Annotated in this window: 2 protein-coding genes (1 of these 2 running past the window's edge); both read right to left on the bottom strand. The window is 47.6% G+C overall.

The genetic code is table 11. From position 1 onward, the window contains the following. Positions 1-6,203: the 5' portion of an SDR family NAD(P)-dependent oxidoreductase gene (locus C7R94_RS16065; protein WP_106782775.1), read on the bottom strand. The gene continues 5,740 nt to the left of window position 1, outside the view; 6,203 of the gene's 11,943 nt are visible here — the first part of the coding sequence; its start codon is at positions 6,201-6,203; its stop codon lies beyond the left edge, outside the window. Beyond that, positions 6,200-14,455 carry an SDR family NAD(P)-dependent oxidoreductase gene (locus C7R94_RS16060; RefSeq protein ID WP_106782772.1) on the bottom strand — a complete coding sequence of 2,752 codons (8,256 nt, stop codon included), beginning with the start codon at positions 14,453-14,455 and terminating at the stop codon, positions 6,200-6,202. Before C7R94_RS16060 ends, C7R94_RS16065 begins: the two co-directional genes overlap by 4 nt.

Here is a 14,455-nt window from a genome sequence, read left to right as displayed (position 1 = left end):
CGGAGACGGTCTTTATTCTTCGCTGACAGCACGATGACAGCTGGATTTTTTGCCGAGAAGCTGATTTGTGGGCGGTGTTCCTCTTCGATATATTCTTCAATAACGAGATGAGCATTTGCCCCTCCCGCACCAAAGGAGGATATCCCCGCAATCCTCGGATATTCTCTCGTTACCCCGTTGATTTCAATCACCGGTCGCTTCCATTCCGCCAGCTCTTGCTGCACCACAAATGGAGTCTTGCTAAAATCAATGTTCGGGTTAAGTGTGCTGGAGTGAAGGGATGGGACCAACTTCTTGTATTTCATTTGCAGCAATATTTTGGTCAACCCTGCTATCCCTGCCGCACTCTCACCATGCCCGATATTTGACTTGGCCGAACCAATCGCGCAGAACTGATTCTCCTTTGTGTACTCCTGAAAGGTTCTCGTCAATCCGGCAATTTCAATAGGGTCCCCCAAGGAAGTCCCTGTACCGTGTGCCTCTATATAGCTGACCGTTCTCGGATGAATTCCCGCTTCTTCAAAAGCTCGACGAATCACTCTTGATTGAGAATGAGGATTGGGAACTGTATAGCCGTTTGTTTTTCCACCATGATTAATGGCGCTTCCTTTAATCACACCATAGATGTGGTCTCCATCAGCGATAGCTCTTGCCAGAGGTTTGAGTAATACCGCTCCGACCCCTTCGCCAGGTACATATCCGTCGCCGCCTTCCCCAAAGCTTTCGCATCGTCCTTTGCTGGAGGCGAACTTGCCCTGCGACAAATACAAATATTTGTTTGGATGAATAGAAACATTCACACCACCTGCGATCGCAACCTCACATTCTCCGCGTCGCAAGCTGTGACACGCCAAATGAATCCCCGTCAACGAAGAAGAACACATCGTATCGACCGCCATGCTCGGACCGTGGAAATTGCAAAAATAGGAGACGCGATTAGCGATGGAAGCTGGACTCCCCGCAATCGTAAGCGCTCTGCCCAACGCCTGTTCAGCGGACGCATAGAGCTGGTATTCCTCGTACATAACGCCTACGTAAACACCTACATTGCCTCCCAAGCCTTCTTGCTTGCCAAGAGCATCGCGCGTATACCCTGCATCCTCTATCGTTTCATAGACACACTGTAAAAATAACCGCTCCTGTGGGTCCATCAGCTCTGCTTCCCGTGGGGAAATGTGGAAGAACAGCGGATCAAATTGATCGACGCCGTCTAGGAAGCCGCCCCATTTGGAATACGCCTTACCGACCTTGTCCTTCCCTTCATCAAAGTACAGACTGTGATCCCAACGGTCTTTTGGGATTTCGGTAATACAATCCTTGCCGTCGCGCAGATTTTTCCAAAAGTCATGTATATTCCAAGCTTGCGGATAACGTCCAGACATACCAATAATGGCAATGTCCAGCGCTCCTTTTTCTCGTTGGGTTTCCATGCGCAGGGAGGCGAATCGTTGAGACTTGCGTTTTTTGCTCCTGCGCTCTGTCTGTGCTGTCCTTTCGTCCGCAATTGTTGCTTCTGGCTCTTGTGCGAGAGGGGCTTCCGCATTTTCCCTCATCCCCAGGATGCGCATCAGGTTTTCACGATAGTTTTCAAGGAAATACCCTGTTAATTCTTTTATCGTTTGGTATTCAAAAAATAGCGTTTTGGGTAACGAACCAAATTGCTTTTCCAACTCCTTGGTCATCTGCATAGCCACAATGGAATCGACACCGTATTTTTCCAACGAGGCGTCTGCTTCCATTTTAGTTGCTGGCAATTTGATGACGGAGGAAAGCAGCTTTTTAAAATAATGGGTTGCCTGTTCCAGCAGTGAGGTCGAATCTACGGCCTTCCCCTCTTCGAAAGAAACGGAAGCTTTTAGCGATTCTCCTTCTGATTTAACAGATTCATTTGCGATCTTGCGCGTAGAAAAGCCCTTCATCCGCACCTGGACATTCCCGTTCTCGTCGCACAAGTCGATATCAAACTTCTCCACTTTATCTCCAGCTTTACTTCCCTCCCTGTAGCGAATGAATGCCCACATGGAAGCGGAGCAAGCACCGACAATCTCCAATTCCTCTAGAGCAAAGGGAAGTATGAGCGAAAACTCACTAGTTGCCATCATCAAGCCAAGCGACGCCTGTAGAGCTGCGTCGAGCAAACTCGGATGCAGCTCAAATTGTCCTTGGGTTTTCGCCACGGAAGAAGGCAGAGACAGCTTCGCCAGCACCTGCCCCTGACCGATCAAAATTTGCTCGATCCCACGATGTGCAGGCCCATAGTCGACTCCCATCTTTTTGAAAACCTCATAGCATTGTTCAGCGCTGAGTGTGTTTAGGTTGCACTGTTCCCGCAATGCGGTGAGATCGATAGGTAGAATATCTGGAATAGAACACAACTCGGCACTTCCCTGACTGTGTACAGTCTCTGCCGTTTGATTTTGATCTTCCTTGCTATCGCTGTAAATTTCAAAAACAATCTCACCATTCGCCTCAGGATAGAGCTCGATATGTGCCTGAACAGGTTCTGACCCAACAGCCAAGGGGTGCGTCCAGACCACATTTTTGAAACGAAGTCCTACCTGTTCTTGCTCCGAACCAAGCCCTCCCGTCGCCAGCTGTATCGCTGCCCGTGCCATCTCCAGATAAGCCGCACTTGGCAAGACCCGTTGACCCTTAATGACATGGTCACTCAGGAAAAACTCCTGTCCCGTAAACACGGAGCTAAACCGTTGCTCCATGAAATCGGATGTGTTTTGGTGCAAGAAAGGATGAATCGAGCCTACCCCTGCGCTGCTGTTAACAGACTTGGCTTCGATCCAATAAGATTCCTTGGCAAATGGATACGTAGGTAAACTGATACGATTTGGTTGCTCTTCCTTATAAAGCTTGTTCCAATCGATTGATAACCCCTTCACCCACAGGTCGAGAAGCTTGCTGTATTTACCGCGTTCCATCCATCTCGCAATCGTTTCTTCTAATTCATCATCGGCCGCCAAAATATCCAGCATTTCCTGATTTCGGTTTACCTGACCACGATATAAATCAGCAATATGCTCTTGCCCTTCTACATAAGCTGTTAGTTTTTGCTGCAACTCCTTCATAGAGCCAGCAAGGACAGCAAGACGCTCTTCCATAGCTACACGTCCTACCTGAAGCGTGTACGCCATGTCGGCTAAGTGTGCATCAGACAAGGAGTGTTCCTGGATAAAAGCTAGCAGCTGCTGTGCTTTCTCATACAACCTCTCCGCATTCTTTGCTGATAAAACAAAAATAGCGGGGTTCTGAGGTGTGATTTTCAAACTATATGGCTTTTGCTCTTCCGGAATATATTCTTCAATAATCACATGGGCATTGCTTCCCCCTGCACCAAACGAGGAAATCCCTGCAATTCGTGGGTATTCATTGGTTGTGCCATTAATCTCAACAATCGGTCGTTTCCACTCTGCCAGCTCTTGCTGAACTATAAACGGAGTCTGGCTGAAATCAATATTGCGATTGAGCGTGCTGGAATGTAAGGATGGCACTAATTGCGCGTGCTTCAGCTGCAATAATATTTTTGTTACGCCAGCAATCCCTGCCGCACTCTCACAATGTCCAATATTCGACTTCGCCGATCCCAATGCGCAGAACTGCTTGTCCTGGGTGTCTTTTTCAAAGGCGCGAGTAAGTCCAGCAACCTCGATCGGGTCCCCCAGCTCCGTTCCTGTTCCGTGTGCTTCCAGATAACTGACCGTTCTTGCATGTACGTTGGCACGTTTCAAGGCATCTGCCACTAACTGCGCCTGCGCCTGCGGATTCGGGACGGTATAGCCATTCGTTTTCCCACCGGCATTCATCATACTTCCTTTGATGACTCCGTAAATATGGTCGCCATCGGCTATCGCCTTATCCAAAGGCTTCAAGACGATTGCGCCCACACCCTCTCCATCCACAAAGCCATCCGCTTGATCGCCGAAGGACTTGCATTGATTGGAAGGAGAGAGCATCGTCAAAGCTGACAGTTTCATATAGTGGACAGGATCGACGATGAGATTGACTCCCCCTGCGATTGCACACTCGCTTGTACCGCTGTACAAGCTCTCCAAGGCTAAATGAATCGCTGTGAGAGAAGCGGAGCAAGCAGTATCCACCGCCACACTCGGACCTTGGAAGTTTAATAGATAGGAGAGACGATTCGCGATCGACCAATAAGTGGCTCCCGTCGGGTAATTGCCATTCATCACACCGATAAAAACGCCTACTTTTCTGCTTTCGCACAGAGTTGCAGGCGTATATCCAGCGTCCTCTATACTCGCATAGGCTTCCTGTAAAAATAACCGTTCTTGCGGGTCCATCTCCTCGGCTTCTTTGGGAGAGATTTGAAAAAATAAGGGATCGAATTTATCCATATCATCGATAAATCCGCCCCATTTTGTATACATTGAATTCTTTTTGCCTTTTTCTTCGTCAAAATAGCTCTTCCAATCCCAGCGATCCTTAGGGATTTCAGAAATGCAGTTTTTCCCCTCTTTTAAACAATTCCAGAATTCATCCACATTTTTCGCCTGCGGATAACGCCCGGAAAGACCGATGATCGCCACATCCCGCACCACAGATGAAGGCGGAATGGATTCCTTGCTCTCTTGTTCCCGAACCGATAAAAAGCGTCTCATTTTTCTCACAGGAAGATCGGTGTACGCCGTTGAAGCAGCGTCAGTCATGATCTCATTCTCTAGCTCGTTCGGGTGTGCTTCGTCCATTGCTTCTTGTGCTTCTACTCCTGTTGCCTTTAGCAACGCTTCCTTTTGCGTTTCTATGAGATACTCGACCAAGGCATCAATCGTTTGATACTCGAAAAATATCGTACTGCTCATATTCGTAAAATCTTTGCGAAGCGAATTGGTTAATTGCACAACCAGAATCGAATCAATCCCATATTGCTCTAATGGCGCAGATGATTTAATCTGATGGGTCGGAATTCTGAGCGTTTCACCAATTAGCGTTTTGATATAAGCCGTACTTTTTTCGCGAAGCAATTCCTCCGTGACTCTGCCCGACTTTTTCGCTGGTGTTGTGCGTACAGGCACCTGTTTTTTGAGTGGCTTCGCCTTCAACGTTGAGGCCTGCTTTTTTGCAGGTGAATACGCAACTGTTACCGCCGATTGCCTCGGTTGGCTGTTGCGACGAATAACCCCATCGCTTTCTGCCACAATAATCTGTTGGCATAAATCCACATGCTCTTCCGCTGGCAAGAAAACAGATCGATATCCTGCCTTTTTCAACACCGTTTGCCAGGCTTCAACCGTTAACAGGGGGCTGCCTGGAATACGCCATTCTGGATCATCATAGCGCCACCAGCCATCCAGCAAGCCAAACGTCAAGTGAGCGAACAAGGTATTGCTCGTTAATTCATTTAGAATCAGCAAGCCATTTTTCTGTAAAGTGGTTTTGGCATGGAGCAAGGTTTCGCTAATATTTTTTGTCGCATGCAAAACGTTTGTGGCAATCACCAGATCATAGGTGTCCGCAGCGATCCCCTGATCCTCAACAGGCTTTTCCACGTTGAAAATCCGATACGTGAGAAATGGATTTTCGGCTCCGTATTCCTTTTCGGCGTGAAGTAAAAAGGCTTGCGAAAGATCGGTATAACAATATTCTTCGATATGCTTCTGAAAGGGTTTTAGCCTTGGCAGTACGATCGCACTTGTTCCACCTGTACCTGCCCCGATTTCCAAAATGCGAATCCGAGCAGAAGGATCTTGCTCCGTACGCTGCTTCAGATAGGTAACAATCGTATTGGCGAGCACTTCGTTAAAGTAGTCCGCAACCTCATTGTGTTTATAAATCCCTTCCACCAATTCCATCGAGGAATTAGGGAACATGATCTCTGTAGCCGGAATCTTTCCTAGTAAAATCGCTGGAAGTACCCGCATGGTTGCGTCTACCAGAATCACCTGGGCTTTACTATTCGGATCGTTGAGCCATGCTGTTTTTTCTTCCTCCCATTTTTTCCATGCTGCATCGAGATCGATAGGGGTGGTATCGTTTGCAATGAGTGCCTCTCCATCGTACGCAAGATATTGGTTTTGCACGAGAACGGCTATACTTTCTTCCAGCCATTTGCCGTATCTGTCATGCAATTTGGCTTTGAGCTCTCCTATTGTCTGGTTTTTTGCTGTGAACAGCCCGATTGACTGTAATTGACCATAGAGCAGTTCACTGAGAAGCTTATCCATTGTATTCATTTATAAGCCTCCATTTCAGATTGTCTGCGTTGGGACGAAAACTCTAGTTTGGGCATATCATTCTTTACACGTTCGATGTGTGATACCAATTTTTCTGGATAGATGTGAATCGATTTATCCGGATTTATCGTAAGCATGGCCTGTGATTTCGTTGTTTTCACCAACGCGACTTGATTCATCGGTCCAGCTAGCAGGTTTTCCAAGGCCGCCATCGCTTCACGAGGTTCAATGGAGCCTAGTCCTGCCTGTGCCATCCTCTCCTGATAATCTTTGGTGGCAACAATGCCTACGTTCGCCCAGTATCCCCAATTCATCACCTTCACTGCACTGAGGCTATGCAACGAAAGCTGGTGCGCGAATATATCTTTAAACGTACAACCTGACGCATAATTGCTTTGTCCAGGCGACTTGGTAAATGAATTGATCGATGAGAAGAACATGACAAAATCCAACGGCTCCCGGTCAAATACTTGCGCAATCCGCACGCTAACATCTACCTTTGCCGAAAGTCCGGCACGGAAGCGCTCTTCGTCCATATTGGCGAGGCTTTTATCTAGCAGAACAATCGCGGAATGAATGACTCCGTTTACTTGTTTGTATCGCTTTTTGATCTCTTCATAGGCAAAATACAAGGACTTGCGATTCGTGGCATCCGCCGCAATATAGACAGGAGCAGGTCCGAGCTTAGCAAGTCGATCCACTTTGGCTTGGATCTCTGCATTCTTTTCTCGACGTCCAATCCAGATGATTTGCGCTTGATACGTGCTGATCATGTATTCGCTCCAGACTTCGCCAATACCGCCAGCGCCCCCAATCACCACATAGACTCCGCCCTGCCTGTAGGAAGCCTTCTCCCATTGCGGCTGACGTAATGGAATCAATTCCTGACGATACCATTTCCCTCCGCGATAAACCGTTGCATTCCCCTCAGCATCTGGCGGAAGTGTGAAAATCTCATCCATTGGCCAAGCACGACCCGCTTCCAGATCAACAAGTCGGATACGCCAGTTCGTGTATTCTTTTGCCATCGAACCGACTAATCCGTAAAGACTGGCATGAATTGGGTTGACCACATCGTTTGGATGAATCGGTTGAGTCTGGAAGGTTACGAGACTCCATCCTAGCTCCTTGGTATCGTAGCCCAGCTTGAGCAGCGCTTTTAGCAAGCGAAACACATGAAACACACCGCGTTCCTGCTCGATGATCAGGGCCTCTTCTGCCAGGTATTCCAAATCAATCCATGGCGCAATCCAGATGATATGATCAATCGAACCAATCCGCTCCAGCTTCACCGCTATTTCATCTATACTTTCTGCGGGCGTAATCTCCATAACAGCTGCCCGAGGATAGCGTTTTTGAACAAGGCTTCGGTTCTCGTCATCTGCACAAACAATCAGAGTACGATCGCTTGCAAGCGGTGTTTCCGAACCACGGCCTATCATAACCTCTTCCCATACAGGGCTAAGCAGCATAGTTCCAATCAGCGATTCGCTTGCGGTTTCAACTGGCGCTTTTACTGCTGTAAGATCAGTTTGGATCTCTCTCTCCAGTACCCGAGATGTGAATCCCTTCATCCGTACACAAATCGTTCCAGTGTCGTCACATAGGTCGATATCGTATTTTTCTACCTTATCCCCTGCTTGGCTGCCGTCGCTGTAGCGCACGTATGCCCACATCTCAGAGGTGCACGGGCGGATGATTTCGATTTCCTCCAGGGCAAAAGGCATCACTGGCTTGCGATTTGCCATACTGTCCGACGACATCACGTGGCGGGAAGAGAGTGTCAACTCCACAGATGCCTGCAAAGCTGAATCCATCAAGCTTGGATGCAAAACAAACTGATCCTCTGACCCAGTGACCGATAACGGTAAAACCAGCTTTGCCAAGACTTGTCCAGGCCCGACATATACCTTGTCAATTCCTTTATGTCCGAGTCCATAATCAATTTGAATCGCTCTGAAAAACTCATAGAATTCCTCGGATGAGATCACCTGCTCGCTGCACTGCTCTCGCAAAACGGGCAAATCAAGCATGTGCAGCTCCGAGCGCGGAGTAAGCATAGCGTTTCCTTGACTGTGCACCACGATCTCGGCATCACTGCCCTCTGCCTCGCTATAGATTTGGTAGGATACCTCACCATCTTCTTCGAGTATGAGTCCCGTATGTACCCGAACAGGCTGATCGCCTACAACGATCGGACGTGCCCATACGACATTGTGTAATGTAATCGACCTTTCCTCGTGAACGTCCTCTCCTACTGCGTGCTCCATCGCGGTTCTTGCCATCTCAAGATAGGCAACTCCCGGCAACACCCGCTGCCCTTTGACTACGTGATCCGCCAAGAAAAACTCTTCTCCCGTGAAGATCGAGCTAAACCGTTGCTCAGAGAAAGTAGAAGTGTTCTGATGCAGCATGGGATGTATCACGGACGCTGTGATGGTATTTGCCGGTCCCCTTGTATTTGCTTTTGTTTCACCCTCCAGTACCCAATGGCGTTCCTTGGCAAAAGGATACGTGGGAAGCGGAATACGAGAATATTGATCGTTCGCAAACAGCTTGTCATAGTCTAATCCATATCCCTGCACAAACAATTCCGCGATCACAGACAGCTGCTCCAAATATTCGCTTGCCTGACTCGTCACATGCAGATTCTCAATGCTTTGATTTCCGTAACGTTTTAATGCGATTTGTTCACGATGATCTTTTTCATGTAACTCGGCTACAAAAGCCTGGGATGCTTTTCCTGTTTCCAGCCACTTTTTCAAAAGCTGGACAAGCTCGGCTGTATTTTGAACAATGCAGGAGAAGCGGTGATGGAAATGCTTTCTGCCTACTAACAGCGTATAGCTGATATTTCCACAATCCGTCTCCGGTGCTTTTTCACAAAACGAAAGTAATTGGGCAACCTGCTGGCGTAGCTGCTCAAAAGTGCGCGCCGACAGTACAAGCAAATAGCCTGGCCTTTTCGCATGAATCCGCTCTACTTGGGGCGCCTCTTCGATTACCATATGCGCATTTGTACCGCTGGCTCCAAAGGAACTGATCGCCGCACAACGTTTGGCTTGCGGCTCCACTGACCATTCCCTCAGGCTTGTATTGACATAAAACGGGCTGCCTTCAAACTTAATGTTTGCGTTCCCTACTTCAAAATGCAGGGATGGCGCTATTTGTTTGTGTTTTAATGACAAAAGAATTTTGATGACCCCTGCAACGCCTGCTGCGATCTGAGTATGACCAATATTCGTCTTGATCGATCCAATTGCACAAAATTCTTTTTTATCCGTATAAGCCCGAAAAGCGCGAGTGAGTGCTTGATACTCAATCGGGTCTCCCAGCTTTGTCCCTGTTCCATGAGCCTCGACCATCGTAATTTGCTCAGGATTGATGTCGAATGTATCGTAGACATTGCGTTCCAAGCGCTCCTGAGATTTCGCACTCGGCGCAGTAATCCCATTCGTCGTCCCATCCTGATTGATTCCCGAGCCTCGAATGACACCGTAAATATGATCACCGCAAGCGATCGCTTCCGAGAGACGTTTCAGTACAACGACACCAGCGCCTTCCCCCGTCGCAAAGCCATCAGCCCGCTCATCAAATGTATGGCAGCGTCCTGTAGGTGACAGCATGCCTGCTCGCTTGGCAGACAAATAGAATCCCGGCGTTGATTGAATGAAGACACCGCCTGCCAATGCCATGTCGACCTCACCTGTCCGCAAGGCTTGACACGCCATATGAATCGCCACCAAGGAACTGGAGCAAGCAGTATCAACCGTGACGGCAGGTCCCTGCAAGTCCAAATGATAAGCAACCCGAGCAGGCACAATGGACTCCATATTTCCCCAGAAGGCTTGGGCGGGAGGATTCTCTCCCACGAGACGATCGTAATCACCTTTGGCGCATCCTGCGTAGACGCCGCATTGGATTCCTTGCACGCCTTGACCCGCATAGCCAGCATCCTCCAACGCCTTCCAGGATTCCTCCAAAAAGAAGCGTTGCTGCGGGTCCATATAGTCAGCTTCCAGACCCGAGATGTTGAAAAAAAGCGGATCAAACAAGTCAATATTTTCTACAAGCCCGCCGTATTGATATCCCTCTGCCTCGTCCAAGCCGTATGCTGATAAATCCCAACGAGTCACTTTCGCGAGCAAATCCGTACCGTTCATCAAGTGATCCCATAAGTCTTCCGTGTTGCCGGAGGAGGCAAACGTACCACTCATTCCAATAATCGCAATGGGTTCAGTGAGGAACGAAGCTTTTTCTGACACGCTCCCTTTATCCTCTAAAAGCATTGGAGCTGCTTGAATAAATGGCTCGGCCACAATAGCAGAGACGGAATCTTCCCTCTGCTCGGATAGACTGATCTTCTGCCCTAACGCTTGAGCAATAACCTCTTTGTACTCAGACAAAATATAGCTTGTAAGTTGATTTACTGTACTGTAATCAAAAAGAATCGTCGTCTCAATTTCAATCATCAACGCTTGATTGATCTCTTGCACCAATCTAACGCCAAGAATGGAATCCAATCCATAATCTCTGAAAGGCTCGTCCACATCGATCGTATCTACATGGACTTCCAAAGCGGTAACCAGCTTTTCAATAATCATATCCTTCACATAATCCGTCACCGTCTGCTCGGTCACCACAGACTGGCTCGGAAGGTTTTGCGGTGCTGGCTGCGATGAGACATTCCCTTCTGCTTTTGCCTGCTGTACATTCTCGCGCGCGATAGGCGAAACAGTCGTACCGACACGAACATCAGGATGAAGAACGCCATCGCTTTTTCCAATGACAATCTGTTGTCCCAGATCATGAGCTTCCCGAGCTGGAAAAGAGATCGAGTGAAATCCTTCCTTTTCCAATACCTTTTGCCAACATGCCGGAGTTAAGGCAGGAGAACCAGGAATACGCACATCCGTATCTTCAGACAGCCACCAGCCCTCCAAAAGACCAAAGGTCAGATGAAGAAACAAGGAATTACTGCTAATCTCATTTAAAAGAACCAAACCGTTTTCTCGTAAAACCGCTTTGGTATGGCGCAAGGTTCTGCGAATATCTTTTGTGGCATGCAGCACATTAGCCGCAATCACCAGATCATAATAACCCTCTCGTACTCCTTGCTCAGCAAAAGGCGCTTCCACATTAAAAATTTGATAGGTCAGATACGGGACATGCGGTCCATATTCCTTTTGCGCGAACATCAAAAACGCTTTGGAGATGTCGGTATAGCAATATTCTTCCATAAACTTATGATAGGGCTTCAGCTTTTCAAAAACAAAAGTGCTCGTTCCGCCCGTCCCCGCACCAATCTCTATGATGCGAATTTTTGCAGAAGGGTCTTTTTTCACCCGTTCTTCCACATAGGCTGCGACTGTTTCCGCGAGCACTTCATTGTAGTGATCTGCCACCGGATTATTTTTGTAAATATGTTGCACCAATTCCATAGAAGAACCTGGAAACATGACATCCGTAGCAAGTCGCTTGCCTGTAACAATCTGCGGCAAGGATTTCATCGTAGCTTCCAACAACCTTATCCGCACTTCCAGATTGGCATCTTCTCGCCATGCCACCTTACGTCGATCCCATTCTTCCCATACCGCTTCTACTTCGATTAAGGTCGGATCGACCACGAGGCATTGCTCTCCATCATAGCCATCGAGGTAGCCGTGACGAGTTAACATCGCCATACTTTCTTCCATCCATTTTTCATAACGCTGAGGGAAGCCTGTTTTTGCCTTGAGGTCGGCGACATTCACACTCTTGTCAGTAAACCAACCGATGGACTGCATTTGTCCCCATAACAGCTTGCAGAGAAGCTCGTCCATCTCCTTCCACAATTCGGGGTGGGTCTTGGGCAAGCGATCCTGTCTCTCTGTTTTGGGCAGCCAATAGCGTTCCCCTCTAAATGGATAGGCTGGCAAAGGTACCCGGATGTATCTGCCGTTTATATATAAGGAACGCCAATCCAGCTTGTATCCTTTTACAAATAAATCGGCAAGCGTGGCCAGCTTTTCTTTCCTTGCGTGGTTGGATAGCGAACGATTCTCTGCTACTTCTGCCATTAATTTTTCTCCGAGCTCTTTCAAGCTCTTTTCCAGCCGCACGGATTCTGTCTCATCATGGGTAAAATAATCTGCAGCTGTACCCGTTTCTTTTACTTCCGCGATTTTTTGCCGTAATTCATCCGCGTCCTTGGCAATAAACATGCAACGGTGCGAAAAATGACTTCTCCCGGTGAACAAGGTATAAGAAATATCTTGTTCGTGAAAACGTCCCGCTTCTTTTGCTAACCATTGGGACATCTCATCCATTTTTTGCGTGAGAGCTGACTCGCTCTTGGCTGAAAACGGGAACAAGTAATAAGCTCCTGCTTGCTGATTGCTTGTTTGCGGTTGTACCGTCGGCGCTTCTTCCAGAATCAGATGACAATTGGTTCCGTTCGAGCCCAAAGCGCTCACACCTGCTCTTCGCGGAGTCGTGTCACTCGTATTCCATTCCATGAGCTCGGTATTGATGAAAAAGGGACTTCCTGTCAATTTAATATGCTTATTGACTTCCTTGACGCTGATCGTCGGAGCGATCTTCTTATATTTCATCGCCATGACCACTTTAAACAGACTCGCCAGGCCGGATGTCATCGTGACATGACCAATGTTGGGCTTATGTGATCCAATCGCGCAAAATTGTGCTTTATCCGTAAACGAACGAAATGCTTCAATTAATGCCTTCACTTCAATAGGGTCACCCAGCTGCGTTCCTGTCCCATGCGTTTCGATATAACTGATCGTCTCCGGATCGACCCCTGCATTTTCATAGGCATCCACAATCAATTCTTTTTGCGCAAGCATGCTCGGTGCTGTAATCCCGTTTGACTTTCCTGTCTGATTCACAGTCGAGCCCTTGATGACGGCATAAATATGGTCGCCATCTTCCATCGCTTTCGCAACTGGCTTCAGTACGACCGCTCCAACGCCTTCTCCAAACACCATGCCATTTGCATCATTGTCAAAGGTGTTGCATGTTCCATCGGGTGAGACTACCCCCATTTTTGCGGACATCACAAAAAATTCAGGGGAGCTGTGAATCGCCACGCCGCCTGCAAGAGCCATTTCGGTTTCTCCCCTGCGAAGACTGTCGCAAGCTAAATGAATAGCTACCAAAGCAGAAGAACAAGCTGTATCTACAGCAAGACTGGGTCCCTTGAGATTTAAAAAATAGGAGAGTCTTGCCCCTAACATCGACATTTCATTGCCTAGCATGGTTTGTGAAGAGACACCTTCGGCCAACACGGATTTCTCCTTGTAGTCTGAATGGCGTCCCCCGACAAACACACCAACTTTTCTCCCTGATAACTGTTCAACCGAGTATCCGCTATCTTCAAAAGCTTTATAGGATTCTTGCAGGAACAACCGTTGTTGAGGGTCCATACTTTTTGCTTCATCAGGGGTAATATTAAAAAAGGATGCATCAAAGTGATCAATGTCCTTGAGAAGACCTCCGTAATATTGATCCGCTTCCCAGCCACTGCGCGTTATTCCCCCGATACAACTGTCGCCAGACGCAAGATGCTCCCAAAACTCTTCCACTGTATCCGAGCCAGCAAATCTGCCTGCTATGCCGATAATCGCGATATCGGAGTGGCGAATTTCATTTCTTGTATGATTCGAATGATTCCGTTCATTTTCTAAACCAGTAGACAGGATTTGGCTGTTGTCTGCTGCTATCTCTGCCGCAAATTGCAGAGAGATGTATTCAGCCAGCTCACCGACATCTGAATAATCAAAAATAGCTTCTACGCCCAGATTAATCCCCAAGTCAGCATTGATTGCTTCTACTAATTCGACCGCTAATACAGAATGGATGCCAAGCTCGATGAAACTTTTATCGAAATTCAAAGTATCCACAGGTGTATCTAGTAGTTGAGCAATGATTGTACCCATCTTGCTTGCAATCGTTGCTGAACCGTTATCGGCCTGAGTATGATCTGTTGTTGGAGCGATTTGCTGATATTTCTCGAAAATGTGTGTGGCTAGTTGCTTGGTATTCTCATGATCAAAAATGACCTCAATCCCCAAGTCAATGCCTAGCTTTCCATTCAACATCTCTACCATTTCGACTGACAATACCGAGCTGATACCTAATTCCACAAAGCTTTTATCGAAATCCAAGGGATTCGTCGTATCTTGTAATAAGTCGGTTATTACTTCTTTCACTACGGTTTCTATATCATGAACTGAATGAAAAAGTACCTTCAT

Origin of the sequence: Brevibacillus sp. NRRL NRS-603 (assembly GCF_003013445.1) — a bacterium.
Taxonomy (GTDB): Bacteria; Bacillota; Bacilli; order Brevibacillales; family Brevibacillaceae; genus Brevibacillus; species Brevibacillus formosus.
Note: the sequence above shows the minus strand (reverse complement) of the source record. Positions and strands in the feature narration are given on the sequence as shown.

Coding starts and splice junctions, on each gene's coding strand:
- C7R94_RS16060 (WP_106782772.1), bottom strand. CDS start 14,455: ATGAAGGTACTTTTTCATTCAGTTCATGATATAGAAACCGTAGTGAAA.